A 14,324-nucleotide genomic window follows, 5' to 3' on the forward strand; every position below is an offset into this window, starting at 1 on the left:
GTGATGAGTAAAGACAATCGTGATGTGTTGGTTGGGTTGGATATTGGTACATCCAAGGTTGTTGCCTTGGTTGCTGAATTAGCTCCCGATGGTCAATTTAATGTGGTTGGTGTTGGTCAAACAGCCTCTAAAGGTTTGAAGAAGGGTGTTGTAGTCAATATTGAAGCAACTGTTCAGTCAATTCAGAAGGCGCTTGAAGAGGCTGAGGTAATGGCTGATCGTCAGATCGTACAAGTCTTTACTGGTATTGCGGGTAACCATATTGTGAGTTTCAACTCTAGCGGTATGGTGGCAATACGCGATAAGGAGGTTGGTTCTGGGGATGTCGAGCGCGTTCTCGAAACGGCAAAAGCAATCAATATTCCAACGGATCAACAGATTTTGCACATTCTGGTTCAAGAATTCATTATTGATGGACAGGAAGATGTGCGCGAGCCAATCGGTATGAGCGGCCTTCGTTTAGAAGTGAAGGTGCACATTGTGACTGGTGCGGTAAGTGCGGCTCAAAATATTGTGAAGTGCGTGCGTCGCTGTGGTCTTGAGGTAAACGATTTGATTTTGCAACCTTTGGCCTCAAGTTTGGCAGTACTCACTGAGGACGAAAAAGAGTTGGGCGTTGTGTTGGTGGATATCGGTGGCGGTACCACTGATATTGCAATTTACTGCCAGGGATCTATTCGTCATACCGCAGTAATTCCAATTGCAGGCGATCAAATTACTAATGACATTGCCATGGCGCTACGTACTCCAACGATTGATGCTGAAGATTTGAAGATCGCGCATGGCATTGCTCGTCAAGATATGGCAGATCCGACTGCAATGATTGATGTTCCAGGCGTCGGTGACCGTGATCCACGTCCGATGTCTAAGCAAGCTTTAGCAGCAGTGATCGAGCCACGAGTTGAGGAGTTATTTACCCTCGTACGAGGCGTGGTTCGTGATTCTGGTTACGAAGATATGGTTTCTTCAGGAATTGTTTTAACAGGTGGCACTGCGCTCATGCCTGGCATGGTGGAGTTAGCGGAGCAGGTCTTTTTAAGGCCAGCCCGAATCGGCACGCCTGAGTACCGTGGCCATTTACATGAAGTTTTGCGTAGTCCTAGATATGCCACCAGCATTGGTTTGTTGATGGAAGGTCAAGCGCAGTTATTGCGCGGCCGTCGTGTTTCTCAATCAGGCGCGTTACAAGGTGTTATCTCGCGCATGAAGGAATGGTTTGCAGGAAATTTTTAAGTAATTTTTAGTTTTTTTCGTCGTCGTCAATGTAGTAAGTATTTACCTAGGAGGGTATATGGAATTTGAAATGTTAGATCAAGAAATAGCCGGCAAGACCATTATTAAAGTGGTTGGAGTTGGTGGCGCTGGTGGTAATGCTGTCCAGCACATGATCCGTCGTGGTGTTAACGGCGTAGAGTTCATTTGCATGAACACCGATGCTGGCGCTTTACAGCGTTCTGAGGCATCTGTGAATTTGCAACTGGGCTCTAGCGGATTGGGTGCAGGGGCTAAACCGGAAATCGGTGCTGCGTCTGCTGAAGAAGCGCGTGCCCGCATTGCTGATACCTTGCAAGGCGCACATATGGTGTTCATCACTGCTGGTATGGGTGGCGGTACTGGAACTGGTGCAGCTCCAATCGTGGCCCAAGTGGCAAAAGAAATGGGCATTCTCACTGTTGGTGTGATCAGTAAGCCATTTGATTTTGAGGGTGTGAAGCGTTTAAAGGTTGCTGAGAACGGTGCTTCAGAGCTCGAGTCATATGTAGATTCACTTATTGTTGTGCTCAATGAAAAACTCTTTGAAGTAATGGGTGAGGACGCTGAGTTCGATAAGGCATTTGCTTGTGCTGATGACGTGTTACATAACGCGGTTTCAGGCATTGCAGAAATCATTAATGTTCAAGGTTTGATTAACGTTGACTTTGAAGATGTTAAGACAGTAATGGGCGAGCAAGGCAAAGCCATGATGGGAACAGCAACTGTTTCTGGCATGGATCGTGCACGCTTGGCTGCTGAAGCTGCAGTTGCTTCACCATTATTGGAGGGTGTAGATTTATCCGGTGCGCGTGGCGTATTGGTAAACATAACCGCTAGCCGCTCACTGAAATTGTCTGAGACTCGCGAAGTAATGGCTGCGATTCGCGGCTACGCTGCAGATGATGCAACAGTTATCTTCGGTACCGTATATGACGAGAGTTTAGGTGATGCCTTGCGTGTAACTGTAGTTGCTACTGGTTTAAATAATCCTCAAGCACGTAAAAATAACCAGCCTGAAGTAGTTTGGAGACAAGCTACTGGTACTCATGATGCTATGCCAACAATGGCTGATCTTAATAGTTTTGCCCCTGCAAGCCCTTCCGCTGCAATGAGCAAGGTAAGTATGGATTCCGCTCTGGGAACTAGTGCAGGTTTGGCAATGACTGGTGTTGGTAGTACTCCAGCAATGGCAGCTCAGCCAGCAAGCACCGGGGTTGATTACAGTCAATATGATTTACCACGTGTTTTTCGTAGCTCTCGTGAAGCGACTCCTACGCCTACATTAGGTGCAGATAGCTCTCCACAGGCTAAATCCATGTTGGACAAAGGGGCTGATTACTATGAAATCCCAGCCTTTTTACGTAAGCAAGCAGATTAATTGACTGCTTAATACAATAGGTAATTGCAAAATGCCAGCGCGGCGCCCCTCCGGACGACGAATCCCGCGCTTGCGTTGGCATGCTTACTAACAATTATTTATTGGAGATGTCATGATTGCTGTTGGACAAAAATTACCGAACGCTACTCTTTATGAATTTATGAATGAAGAGACCGAGGGCTGCACCTTAGGGCCAAATGCGTTTGAAGTTGAGAAATTGGCTGCAGGTAAAAAGATCGTACTCTTCGCATTGCCGGGTGCTTTTACCCCAACCTGTTCTGCTAAGCATGTGCCTGGATATGTGGAGCACTTTGATGCGATCAAAGCTAAAGGTGTTGATGAGATTTGGTGCGTTTCTGTAAATGACCCATTTGTGATGGGTGCATGGGGACGTGATCAAAAAGTAGGCAAGAAGATTCGTATGCTCGGTGACGGCAGTGCTGAGTTCACCAAAAAGCTCGGATTAGAGTTGGATTTAACTACTCGTGGATTGGGTGTGCGATCTGATCGTTATGCCATGATTATTGAAGACGGTGTTGTGAAATCACTTGACCGCGAAGCTCCTGGTAAGTTTGAAGTAAGTGATGCAGCTTCTATATTGAAAAAGCTGTAATCAGAATTCACAAACAAACATCCCCTGAATTTAGATAGCCACATATGATGAAGCAACGCACTATCGCCACTCCGGTAAAAACCGTGGGGATTGGCTTGCACTCTGGTCGTAAGGTGATGATTTCTATCAAGCCTGCGCCAGTGAATTCAGGGGTTCAGTTTGTTAGGGTAGATACGCCTGAGCAGTCTGTTGTTCCAGCAACTGCCTTAGCTGTTTGCGACACAAGACTAGCCTCTGTAATTCAGAAAGATGGCGTACGTGTTTCAACTGTAGAGCATTTGTTATCCGCTTGTGCTGGGCTAGGTTTAGATAATTTATTAATTGAGCTGGATGGCGAAGAAGTACCCATCATGGATGGCAGTGCCGCCTCTTTTCTGTTTTTAATTGAATCAGCGGGTATTGCCGAGCAAGATGCGCCACGTCAATTTGTTGTTATTAAAAAACCAGTCGAGGTTCGTGAAGGCGACAAGCTTGCACGATTAGAACCATTCTTTGGGTTTAAGTTGGACTTTACGATTGACTTTAAACATCCGGCTGTAGATAAAACGGGGCAACGTTTTGTGGTGGATTTTGCAGAACACGCTTACCGTAGTGAAATTGGTCGCGCACGTACTTTTGGTTTTGCTCACGAAGTAGAGGCACTCCGCGAAATGGGTTTAGCGCGTGGTGGCAGTTTAGATAATGCGATTGTTTTAGATGAGCACCGCATTTTGAATAACGAAGAACTTCGTTACGAAGATGAGTTTGTGCGTCACAAAATCTTAGATGCGATTGGTGATCTCTACCTTATTGGTCATCCAATTGTGGGTGCTTATGTTGCTGAGAAGTCAGGGCATGCCCTCAATAACGCACTTTTGCGTAAGCTTTTGGAAGATCCAAGTTCTTACGAAATTAGCTCCTTCGCTGAAAATAAGGCTCCTGAAGCCTACTCCCAAGAAAGCCAACCCCTCTTTTTCTAAGAGGCTCGAAGCGGTCTTCGAAGTTGTCTTTTAGCCTACTTCGGCTTGTTTTTGAGTAGTTTCTCGATAGATGAGCGCAAGCCTGATTCTGGCCCTAATTTCTCCAAAAGAGACTCCCAAGACTTTTTAGCTACCTCATTTAAGCCTTTTGGCTTTTCCCGTTCGGCTTGTCTAGCTTTGATCTCCCAGACTGGCGGGGCTGGTTTAACCCGAACCGTTATTGCGCTACAGACTAAGCCAGAATTAGCTAACTCTTTGATTAGACTAGGTAAAATTTGCTGTAAGCGACTTGCAATGCTGGCACTGCTCACCAGTAAAAAGAGCTCATCTTTTGAGCCGGAGCGCCATCCAGCTTCAATTTTTGAGCTGAGGTGACCTAAATCCAGGGTAGTAAGTGCTGAGTGGATCCACCCCTTCAGTTTTGCCAGATCTTCTGTTCTGGCCAAAATCCCCCCAAGCCCATCGGATTCTCGTAGGTAATCCATCCAGTCATGGGCTGTGTGCTTGCGGGATGATTTAGGGGTGAAGTTCATAAAAAATGGGGTTGCGGGTGATAAACTCAAGGACTTAATTTTCTTCAATATCCCATGGTAATCGGTCTTCTTAAAACCCTGGTCGGCAGTCGTAACGACCGCCTCTTAAAACAGTATCGCAAAGTCGTTGCCAAGGTTGGCGCTTTTGAGTCGAGCCTGCAATCTTTGGATGATGCTGCGCTTGCCGCAAAAACAGCTGAATTCAAGTCTCGCCTAGCTTCTGGTGAGTCATTGGATGATATTGCAGCAGAAGCATTTGCTGTTGTTCGTGAGGCTAGCGTACGCGTCATGAAGATGCGTCACTTTGATGCCCAGATTTTAGGTGGCTTAGCTTTGCATCAAGGCAAGATTGCCGAGATGGGTACTGGTGAAGGAAAAACCTTAACTGCTACTCTGCCAGTCTATTTAAATGCACTGACCGGTAAAGGTGTGCACGTTGTAACTGTGAATGATTACTTGGCACAGCGCGATGCCGAATGGATGGCCAAGCTATATAACTTCTTGGGCATGAAGGTGGGTGTGAATTTATCCCAGATGGATCACACCACCAAGCAAGAGGCTTATGCCGCAGATATTACCTACGGTACAAATAACGAATTTGGTTTTGATTACTTGCGCGACAACATGGTTCAAGATCTGAACCAGCGCGTACAACGTGGTTTGGCTTATGCAATTGTGGATGAGGTTGACTCTATTCTGATTGATGAGGCTCGTACCCCATTAATCATTTCTGGTCAGGCAGAAGATCACACAGATCTTTATATCAAGATTAATTCATTGCCCTCGCATTTAGATCGTCAGATTGGTGAAGAAAAGGCTGATGGCACTGGTGTTGAGAAGCCAGGTGATTACTGGGTTGATGAGAAATCTCAGCAGGTTTATTTGACAGAGCAGGGGCACGATAAAGCTGAGCAAGTATTGGTTCAGTTGGGCGCCCTTAATGATGGCGATTCTCTTTATGCGCCACAAAATATTACTTTGATGCATCACGTGTATGCAGCGCTGCGTGCACATTCTTTGTATCACCGCGATCAACATTATGTTGTTCAAAATGGTGAAGTGATCATTGTTGATGAATTTACTGGTCGCTTGATGCAGGGGCGTCGTTGGTCTGATGGATTACATCAAGCTGTAGAAGCTAAAGAAGGCGTGCAGATTCAAAATGAGAATCAAACTTTAGCTACGATCACCTTCCAAAATTATTTCCGTATGTACGGCAAGTTGGCAGGTATGACTGGTACTGCCGATACTGAGGCTTACGAATTTAAAGAAATTTACAACTTAGAAACAGTTGTGATTCCCCCAAACCGCATTAGCCAAAGAAAAGATAAGCAAGACCAAATCTATAAGTCTTCTCGTGAGCGCTATGACGCGGTCATTAAAGATATACAAGATTGTTATGAGCGTGGTCAACCAGTATTGGTCGGCACTACCTCAATTGAAAACTCTGAGTTGATTGCGCAGCTGTTAGATCAACGCAAATTGCCGCACCAGGTATTGAATGCCAAGCAGCATGCCCGCGAAGCAGAAATTATTGCTCAAGCAGGACGTCCAAAAATGATCACGATCGCCACCAATATGGCTGGTCGTGGTACCGATATCGTGTTGGGTGGCAATGTGGGCAAGCAATCTTCCTTGATCGAGGCAGATAGCTCGCTTTCCGATGCTGAAAAAGCATCCAAGATTAAGCAATTGCAGGATGAGTGGCAAAGTATTCATGATGCGGTTCTTGCTTCAGGCGGATTGCACATCATCGGCACTGAGCGTCATGAGAGTCGTCGTATTGATAACCAGTTAAGAGGCCGCTCAGGTCGTCAGGGTGATCCAGGTTCCTCCCGCTTCTATCTTTCATTGGATGACGCACTTCTTCGTATTTTTGCGGGCGATCGTTTGCGCGCTGTAATGGATCGATTGAAGATGCCGGATGGCGAGCCGATTGAAGCTGGCATGGTGACTCGTTCTATTGAGTCAGCACAGCGCAAAGTTGAAGGTCGTAACTTCGATATTCGTAAGCAGTTACTTGAGTATGACAACGTTGCTAACGATCAGCGTAAAGAAACTTATCGCCTCAGAAATGAAGTGCTTGAAAGCAATGATATTGGCGAGTTAATTGCTAATTTACGTGAAGATGTATTGCGTTCAGTTTGCTCAGTGTATGTACCGCTGGAGTCTATGGAAGAGCAGTGGGATCTTACCGGACTAGAGAATGTTCTGGCTAGCGAGTGGGGCCTTACTATTGATTTGAAGAATTGGGTTGAGGCGGCTGATAGCGTAGATGATTCTGAAATTGTTGAGCGTGTATTGCAGGCTGCTAAAGAAGCTTACGATGCAAAAGTAGATCTCTCCGGTCGAGAATCTTTTGCTAGTTTTGAGCGTTCTGTTCTGTTGTTTAGCTTGGATAGTCATTGGCGTGAGCACTTGGCTGCTTTAGACCATTTGCGTCAGGGTATTCATTTACGTGGCTATGCCCAAAAAGATCCTAAACAAGAATATCGTCGTGAAGCATTCGAGTTATATGGCGAGTTGCTTAACGTCATCAAGAACGATGTTGTCAAAAGCATCATGACAGTTCAGATTCGTAGCGCAAGTGAGTTAGATCAAGCCTCTGAATCGATGAATGAGGATTTGGCAAAGTTGTCCGATGTTCAGTATCAGCACGCTGATCCTGAAAAAGAAGTCGCTGGATCAACTGGTGTTGGTGGTGCTGCGGTGGATATTCAGCCTGCCCCTGTTCGCACGGGGCCAAAAGTGGGGCGCAATGATCCTTGTACCTGCGGTAGTGGCAAAAAATATAAGAACTGTTGCGGTGCATTGGCTTAGAGTGCTCATCTTCAATCGCAATTTCTAAAAAGCTCAGATTTATCTGAGCTTTTTTCTTGGTGGAATCCCTAATGATTGGAGTCCCCAAGAATCCTACAGATCTGTCATGATTAATGAGTTCTGAATACTCAGCTTTATTCCCATTTTTCAAATCTAAGCAAGGGGGCATCATGGCCGTTTCATTTACTCTCAATGGCAAAGCTATCAGCTTCGATGGCGATCCTGAAACTCCAATTTTGTGGGTCTTGAGAGACCATCTTGACGTCACAAGTCCAAAGTATGGATGTGGAGCAGGGCTTTGTGGTGCTTGCACCGTACACCTTGATGGCGCTGCTATCCGTTCTTGCTCTACCCCGGTCTCTGTTGCCGCAGGAAGGACACTAACAACGCTTGAGGGTTTGGCGGCTAAGGTTGGAAAAGCACTTCAGGATGCTTGGATCGAATTCGATGTGCCTCAGTGTGGGTACTGTCAGACTGGTCAAATGATGTCTGCTGCAGATTTATTGGCAAAGAAAAAACAACCTAGTAGCGATGATATTAAGAATGCGATGAGCGGCAATATATGTCGTTGCGGAACTTATTCTCGCATTGAAAAAGCAGTGAAACGCGCTGCAGATAAATTGGCTTAAAGGATAAAGATCAAATGAAAAATCAATCTTTAAAAAATAGTAGCCGTCGTCAATTTATTCAGCAAAGTTCTGCTTTAACTGGCGCATTAGTTATTGGTATGCACCTCCCTCTAACAAGCCAAGCCGCTACAGGGGATTCTGTTAAACCTGCTTTAGCAAATGCCTGGGTACAAATTACCCCCAATAATCAAATTACTTTAATCTGCGCACGCTCAGAAATGGGGCAGGACGTATATACCTCTTTACCGGCTTTGTTAGCAGAGGAATTAAATTTACCTCTCTCCATGATTCGGGTTGAGATTGCTGGGGTAGCTCCTGTTTATATTAATGCAATGTTGGGTGGTCAAATAACGGGTGGCTCAACTTCAGTACGCGAAGCTTTTGATAAGTTAAGAACCGCTGGGGCAGCTACTCGTATGGTCTTGGTTCAAGCTGCAGCCCAACGTTGGAGTGTTGCACCCTCAGACTGTAAGGCTATGAATGGCAAGGTGACTCATTCAAGTGGAAAGTCAGCTACCTACGGTGAGTTGGCTGCAGATGCAGCTAAGTTACCGTTTCCAGAAAAACCAGCCCTAAAATCACCTGCGAATTTTATGGTGATCGGTAAAGAAACGATGCGTCGTTTGGATACGCCAAGCAAAGTTGCTGGTAAGGCGGTTTATGGAATTGACGTAAAGATTCCAGGAATGGCAATCGCATCTTTGGCACAGTGCCCTGTTATTGGCGGCACACCAACCGCATTTGATGCAGCAGCTGCGCTGAAGGTATCTGGAGTAATCAAGGTTGTGCAAATTTCTGATGGCATTGCGGTATTGGCAAAGGATTTTTATGCAGCTCGCAAGGGTAGGGATGCTCTGAAAATCACATGGAATGAGGGGGCAAATGCCAATCTAAGTACTGCATTAGTTCGTAAAAGTCTTGAGGCAAATTTATCTAAAAAGGGCGCAGTGATTAAGACGGTGGGCGACCCTAATGCTACCGTTGCAAATGGCAAGCCTCTAAGTGCTCAATATTTTTTACCGTATTTAGCGCATTCCACTATGGAGCCGGTGAATTGTTCTGCAGACGTATCAAATGGAAAGTGCAGAATCATTGGACCAATTCAGTTTCAACAGGGTGGTCAAGCAGTTGCCGCAGCAGCGGCAGGTGTGAAGCCTGAAGACGTCACTATTGAAACCACTTTCTTAGGCGGTGGATTTGGTCGCAAGCTAGAGCTGGACTTTATTCGTCAGGCTGCAGAGATTTCTAAAGCTGCTGGAATGCCGGTCAAGATGCTTTGGACAAAAGAGGATGACATTACTCACGATTTTTATCGTCCAATGAGTATTCATAAAGTGGATGGTATCTTGGGTGCAAATGGTCAGTTAGCTTCCTTGAAAGCAAAAATGGTTTCTCAGTCGGTGACGGCTCGTGCGTTCCCGGGATTTGTGAAGGATGGATTTGATCCGTTTATGGTTGAGGGGTCAAATAACTTAACGTATGACATTCCCAACCTCGAGATGACCAATGTGATTGAGGGAGCGGGTATTCGAGTTGGCTACTGGCGCTCAGTCAGCAATGCGCTCAATGCTTTTGCTGTCGAGAGTTTCATCGATGAAGCTGCCAAAGCTGCTGGTAAAGACCCTGTTGCTTATCGTATGTCAGCATTAAGCAAGCATCCTCGAGCTAAAGCGGTTCTCGAGATGGCGGTTAAAAAGTCCGGTTATGTAGCTGGTAGCAAGCGCTTTGGTGTTGCGCAGATGGAGTGCTATGACACTTATTCAGCCTGCATTCTTGAGCTTGATCCTGTGGCCAAAGAAGCTAAGGTTAAGAAAATCACCTTTGTTTCTGATTGTGGGATTACGGTACATCCAGACCAAGCTAGGGCTCAGCTTACTGGTGGCGTGATTTACGGTTTAAGCGCAGCCTTGAGCAATGAAATCACCATTGAAAATGGCCGTGTTCAGCAAAACAACTTCAATAATTATCCCAGCTTACGCCAAAATCAGGTTCCGGTGATTGAGGTCCATTTGGTTCCTAGCCAAGAGAAGCCAGGCGGCTTGGGTGAGGTGGGTGTTCCCTTGGTTGCCCCCGCTTTAGTCAATGCGATTGCGGCTGCAACTGGTAAGCGCATAAGAGAGCTTCCAATTAAGGCTTAGTTTGAAGGTTAGCAGGATATATAACAAAGCGCGCCTTAATCTGGCGCGCTTTGTTTTTAAGCCTCATCTACAATTATCAGACTATGACAGTTAACTTACCTCTCCCCCAAAAAGCCGACCTCAAGCCTGTTAAAGGTTTTGAGATGGGCATCGCAGAAGCTGGAATTAAGAAGGCAAATCGCAAAGATCTACTGGTAATGACCTTGGTGCCTGGTTCCCAGGTAGCAGGTGTTTTTACCCTAAATCGTTTTTGCGCTGCCCCTGTGCAAGTTTGCCGTGAGCATTTGGCTCAAGAGGGTCGCAATGGTGAGATCAGAGCTCTAGTAGTGAATACTGGCAATGCTAATGCTGGAACAGGTGAGTCAGGTATGAAGCATGCCTTGGAAACCTGTGCTGCATTGGCAAAAGATTTGAAGATTAATCCTGAGCAAATTTTGCCTTTTTCAACGGGCGTGATTCTTGAGCCCCTACCGATTGAAAAAATTGTCTCCGCCTTGCCAAAAGCGGTATCCAATTTGGGTGAGGACAACTGGTTTGATGCGGCTGAAGCCATCATGACCACCGATACCCAACCTAAGGCCACATCAGTCACTGTAGAGACGCCTGCTGGCGTAGTGACCATTACAGGCATCTGTAAGGGTGCGGGAATGATTCATCCTAATATGGCAACGATGCTTGGGTTTATTGCGACTGATGCAGGATTTGCACCAGGTCTACTGGGCAACCTGACCCGTGAAGTTGCAGACCTTTCTTTTAATGCCATCACGATTGATGGCGATACGTCGACCAATGATTCATTCATCATTATGGCTACTGGTCAGTCAGCAGTTCAGATTCAGTCTGCGAATGATCCTAGCTACGCAATCTTGAAAGATGCGTTAATCTCATTAGCTCGCAATCTGGCGCAAATGATCGTCCGTGATGGCGAGGGCGCTACCAAATTCATGACTATTGAAGTGGTTGGCGGAAAAACTCCTGAAGAGTGCCGCTTGGTTGCTAAAGCAGTTGCCCATTCACCTTTAGTGAAAACCGCTTTCTTTGCAAGCGATCCCAATTTAGGGCGCATTCTTGCTGCGATTGGCTACGCGGGCATTTCTGACTTAGATGTGAACCATGTGCAAATGTGGCTTGGCGATGTTTGGGTTGCGAAAGATGGTGGCCGTAATCCCGATTATCAAGAGGCGGATGGTCAGCGGGTAATGCAGGCTCCAGAAATTACGGTCAAGATTGATTTGGGTCGTGGCACAGCCACACAAACTATGTGGACATGTGATTTATCTCATGACTACGTATCGATTAATGCAGACTATCGCTCATAAAAGACCGCCTGAAATATGAATGAAAAATTAGATCGTCTTTTAGACCACCTCGATACTTTTTTGCCCAAGCCGTTAACTGAAGTCCAGTGGAAATCCTCAACTGCATTTAGATGGCGCCGTCGTGACAGTATTTTTGGGAGCATTGGATTTTTGCAGCCTGTAAAGCATGTGTCTGATATCACCTTCGAAGACTTGCAAAACATTGACCGTCAACGTGATGCCATTCGTGACAATACAAAAAACTTTATTCAGAAGAAGCCAGCCAATAATATTCTGTTGACTGGTGCGAGAGGGACTGGAAAGTCTTCTCTCATTAAGGCAAGCTTGCATGAGTTTGCTAGCCAGGGTCTACGCCTCGTTGAGGTTGAAAAAGAGCATTTGGCAGACTTAGCAGACATTACCGAGCTCTTAGCAGAGCGTCCAGAGCGCTTCATTATTTTTTGCGATGATCTTTCTTTTGAGGATGGGGAATCTGGTTATAAGGCCATGAAATCAGCCTTAGATGGCTCTGTTTCTGCTCAAGTCGACAATATCTTGATTTATGCCACCTCTAACCGCCGTCATTTGTTGCCGGAATACATGAAAGATAACGAGAGTTATGTTCATAACGATGATGGTGAAATTCATCCTGGTGAAGTAGTGGAAGAAAAGATTTCTTTATCTGAGCGCTTTGGTCTTTGGTTATCTTTTTATCCGCCTAAGCAAGATGAGTATCTAGCAATCGTGGCGCATTGGTTGCAGCACTTTGGATTAAGTTCTAAAGAAATTGAAGCAGCTCGCCCTGAAGCATTGGTGTGGGCATTAGAGCGTGGTTCACGCTCAGGGCGCGTAGCCTGGCAATTTGCCAAACACTGGGCTGGCTCAAAAGCTTAGATGAATTACTTGCATGACTGAAATCCAACGTCCCATTACTGTTGTTGCTGCAGGAATATTGATTGATTCTGAGGGGCGTTATCTTTTAGGTCAGAGGCCTGAAGGAAAGCCTTACGCAGGTTATTGGGAAGTTCCTGGTGGAAAAGTTGAAAAAGGGGAGACCGTTTTTCAGGCTTTGCAACGTGAACTACAAGAAGAGCTTGGTATCGATATTCACTCAAGCGAAGAGTTAACGGTTCTCGAGCATGATTATCCGCATGCTTATGTTCGCTTATATGTCAGCATCATTCGAAATTGGTCTGGTACGCCCAAGGGGTGTGAAGGACAGGCGCTATCTTGGGAGTTAATTAGTGCTGAATCGCCTAGTGTCGAGCCGTTGCTGCCGGCCGCTTGGCCAATGCTAGAGTGCCTTAGAAGGGCTTTAGCTTAAAACTGACAGAGCGTTAGCTTGAATGGCACATCTATATTTATGAGCTGTGCTTTTTTATCGCGTTCTGACTTTAAGAAGCGTACGGAGAGCAGATATTTGTTTGCACTGATCTCAGAAAATAAGGCGTCATCTTCAACGGCAATACGCATTAATTGATATACCTTGCCAGAAGGTGCTTGTTGAAAAGATCCGTTGTGAGCTACTACATCTTTAGCCTCGCCCGATTGACGAAGTAGTCGCAAAAATAATTGACATGCTTCCTGCCAAGGCAAGAGTGGGCCAATATATTTTTCAAGTAATTCTCGACGTTCTGAGGTGGGGCTATTTTTCCAAGCATGATAACTAGGTAAATCGATAGGGCTTGTGCCACCTGGAATATTTAAGCGAGTGCGAATTGCATTTAGCCATTCACTCTCAGTAATGGCGGAGTTGGGTCTGCCAGCAGATTGGTTGATGCTGGCAGCAACAGCATCAATTTCAGAAAGAGTTTGTGTGAGCGCTTCTTGATCAACTTTTTGTGATGACTTCAAGCCATTGAGCGCATATTTTTGACGTTCAAATTCTTTGAGTAGTAATGATTTGATGTCGCCGCGAGCGCCAATATCACCAAGATCAAACAAAATAGAAATGGCATTGTGGTGTAGTTCAGGGTCATCTGAGCGTACAAAGTGATTAAAGCGGGCGAACAAATACTCCAGCCGAAGCATGCTTCGAACTAATTCATTGAAGGGGTATTCGTAGACAATCACAAGCCCATATTCTATGACGAACTGGGGTGATCTTTCTGAATCTGCAAGATTTTTTGGTGCAAGCTCAAGACTTCTGCTTTTAGATGCTCTAGAGCGCCTTGGTTTTCAATCACCGTATCAGCGCAGGCAAGTCGTTCTACTCTGCTTGCTTGGGCGTTAATGATTGCCTCAACCTCATTACGGGGTAATTTGCTGCGGTGCATCACTCGTTCAATTTGGAGCTCTTCTGGGCAGTCCACCACTACTAAGTAATCCAGTAGATGTTTCCAATCACCTGATTCAATTAAGAGCGGGACCACAAAAACAAGATAAGGAACCTTTCGTTGCATCAATTGCTGGGCTTGCTTAATCGTTTCTTGCCGAATTAAGGGATGGGTAATGTCCTCCAGGGATTTCCTGGCCTTAAGGTCTCCAAAAACTAGGCTGCGCATTTTGCCTCTATCTAGCGCTCCGCTACGATCAATAAATTCTGCACCAAACTGCTTTTGAATTAAAGGAATGGCCGCACCACCTGGGGCGGTAGTCTGGTGGGCAATCAGATCGGCGTCAACTATGCCCGCTCCTAACTTGGCCAACTCATCGCTAACTGCCGTTTTGCCCGAGCCAATGCCGCCTGTCAGGCCAACAAG

Annotated in this window: 13 protein-coding genes; 10 read left to right on the top strand and 3 right to left on the bottom strand. The window is 45.9% G+C overall.

Annotated features, from left to right (window positions below):
* The first annotated feature begins 3 nt into the window (after positions 1-3).
* The 4 genes from ftsA (at position 4) to lpxC (ending at position 4,204) form a co-directional block, all read left to right on the top strand.
* Positions 4-1,233 carry a cell division protein FtsA gene (gene ftsA / locus ICW03_RS00930; RefSeq protein WP_215348270.1) on the top strand — a complete coding sequence of 410 codons (1,230 nt, stop codon included), beginning with the start codon at positions 4-6 and terminating at the stop codon, positions 1,231-1,233.
* A gap of 58 nt (positions 1,234-1,291) precedes the next feature.
* Positions 1,292-2,632, top strand: a complete 1,341-nt coding sequence (ftsZ, locus tag ICW03_RS00935) for a cell division protein FtsZ (protein WP_215348271.1) — start codon at positions 1,292-1,294, stop codon at positions 2,630-2,632.
* Between the two features lie 112 nt (positions 2,633-2,744).
* Positions 2,745-3,245: a peroxiredoxin gene (locus tag ICW03_RS00940; RefSeq protein WP_215348272.1), complete on the top strand. Its 501-nt coding sequence runs from the start codon at positions 2,745-2,747 to the stop codon at positions 3,243-3,245.
* A 44-nt stretch (positions 3,246-3,289) separates the two neighbouring features.
* Positions 3,290-4,204 carry a UDP-3-O-acyl-N-acetylglucosamine deacetylase gene (gene lpxC / locus ICW03_RS00945; RefSeq protein ID WP_215348273.1) on the top strand — a complete coding sequence of 305 codons (915 nt, stop codon included), beginning with the start codon at positions 3,290-3,292 and terminating at the stop codon, positions 4,202-4,204.
* A gap of 35 nt (positions 4,205-4,239) precedes the next feature.
* Here the strand turns inward: lpxC and ICW03_RS00950 are convergent, their stop codons facing one another.
* Entirely contained in the window at positions 4,240-4,737 is a 498-nt protein-coding gene (locus ICW03_RS00950) for a hypothetical protein (protein WP_215348274.1), read from the bottom strand.
* A gap of 54 nt (positions 4,738-4,791) precedes the next feature.
* On the opposite strand from ICW03_RS00950, the gene secA reads away from it, so the two are divergent.
* The 6 genes from secA to ICW03_RS00980 all read left to right on the top strand — a co-directional run bounded on the left by secA (position 4,792) and on the right by ICW03_RS00980 (position 12,946).
* Positions 4,792-7,557, top strand: a complete 2,766-nt coding sequence (secA, locus tag ICW03_RS00955; protein WP_215348275.1) for a preprotein translocase subunit SecA — start codon at positions 4,792-4,794, stop codon at positions 7,555-7,557.
* Positions 7,558-7,727: 170 nt separating this feature from the next.
* Positions 7,728-8,186 carry a (2Fe-2S)-binding protein gene (locus ICW03_RS00960; protein WP_215348276.1) on the top strand — a complete coding sequence of 153 codons (459 nt, stop codon included), beginning with the start codon at positions 7,728-7,730 and terminating at the stop codon, positions 8,184-8,186.
* Positions 8,187-8,200: 14 nt separating this feature from the next.
* Positions 8,201-10,324, top strand: coding sequence for a molybdopterin cofactor-binding domain-containing protein (locus ICW03_RS00965; protein ID WP_215348277.1), 2,124 nt, complete (start codon positions 8,201-8,203; stop codon positions 10,322-10,324).
* Between the two features lie 83 nt (positions 10,325-10,407).
* Positions 10,408-11,643 (top strand): bifunctional glutamate N-acetyltransferase/amino-acid acetyltransferase ArgJ, encoded by a 1,236-nt coding sequence (gene argJ / locus ICW03_RS00970; RefSeq protein ID WP_215348278.1) that lies wholly within the window; start codon positions 10,408-10,410, stop codon positions 11,641-11,643.
* Between the two features lie 15 nt (positions 11,644-11,658).
* A complete protein-coding gene (locus ICW03_RS00975; RefSeq protein ID WP_215348279.1) occupies positions 11,659-12,516 on the top strand; it encodes an ATP-binding protein in 858 nt (285 codons plus the stop codon).
* 13 nt (positions 12,517-12,529) lie between these two features.
* On the top strand, positions 12,530-12,946 hold the full coding sequence (locus ICW03_RS00980) for an NUDIX domain-containing protein (RefSeq protein ID WP_215348280.1): 417 nt from the start codon (positions 12,530-12,532) through the stop codon (positions 12,944-12,946).
* On the opposite strand, the gene zapD is transcribed toward ICW03_RS00980, so the two are convergent.
* Both zapD and coaE read right to left on the bottom strand, forming a co-directional pair.
* A complete protein-coding gene (gene zapD, locus ICW03_RS00985; RefSeq protein ID WP_215348281.1) occupies positions 12,943-13,695 on the bottom strand; it encodes a cell division protein ZapD in 753 nt (250 codons plus the stop codon). The genes ICW03_RS00980 and zapD overlap by 4 nt on opposite strands.
* Before the next feature lie 11 nt (positions 13,696-13,706).
* Positions 13,707-14,315: a dephospho-CoA kinase gene (coaE, locus tag ICW03_RS00990; protein WP_251374480.1), complete on the bottom strand. Its 609-nt coding sequence runs from the start codon at positions 14,313-14,315 to the stop codon at positions 13,707-13,709.
* Between the last annotated feature and the right edge of the window lie 9 nt (positions 14,316-14,324).

The sequence above is a fragment of the Polynucleobacter sp. MWH-Aus1W21 genome (assembly GCF_018687275.1).
In the GTDB taxonomy this organism is placed as follows: domain Bacteria; phylum Pseudomonadota; class Gammaproteobacteria; order Burkholderiales; family Burkholderiaceae; genus Polynucleobacter.

Excerpts from the sequence above, each read along its gene's own strand:
- ftsA (WP_215348270.1), top strand. The coding sequence starts at position 4 with ATGAGTAAAGACAATCGTGATGTGTTGGTTGGGTTGGATATTGGTACA.
- ftsZ (WP_215348271.1), top strand. The coding sequence starts at position 1,292 with ATGGAATTTGAAATGTTAGATCAAGAAATAGCCGGCAAGACCATTATT.
- ICW03_RS00940 (WP_215348272.1), top strand. The coding sequence starts at position 2,745 with ATGATTGCTGTTGGACAAAAATTACCGAACGCTACTCTTTATGAATTT.
- lpxC (WP_215348273.1), top strand. The coding sequence starts at position 3,290 with ATGATGAAGCAACGCACTATCGCCACTCCGGTAAAAACCGTGGGGATT.
- ICW03_RS00950 (WP_215348274.1), bottom strand. The coding sequence starts at position 4,737 with ATGAACTTCACCCCTAAATCATCCCGCAAGCACACAGCCCATGACTGG.
- secA (WP_215348275.1), top strand. The coding sequence starts at position 4,792 with ATGGTAATCGGTCTTCTTAAAACCCTGGTCGGCAGTCGTAACGACCGC.
- ICW03_RS00960 (WP_215348276.1), top strand. The coding sequence starts at position 7,728 with ATGGCCGTTTCATTTACTCTCAATGGCAAAGCTATCAGCTTCGATGGC.
- ICW03_RS00965 (WP_215348277.1), top strand. The coding sequence starts at position 8,201 with ATGAAAAATCAATCTTTAAAAAATAGTAGCCGTCGTCAATTTATTCAG.
- argJ (WP_215348278.1), top strand. The coding sequence starts at position 10,408 with ATGACAGTTAACTTACCTCTCCCCCAAAAAGCCGACCTCAAGCCTGTT.
- ICW03_RS00975 (WP_215348279.1), top strand. The coding sequence starts at position 11,659 with ATGAATGAAAAATTAGATCGTCTTTTAGACCACCTCGATACTTTTTTG.
- ICW03_RS00980 (WP_215348280.1), top strand. The coding sequence starts at position 12,530 with ATGACTGAAATCCAACGTCCCATTACTGTTGTTGCTGCAGGAATATTG.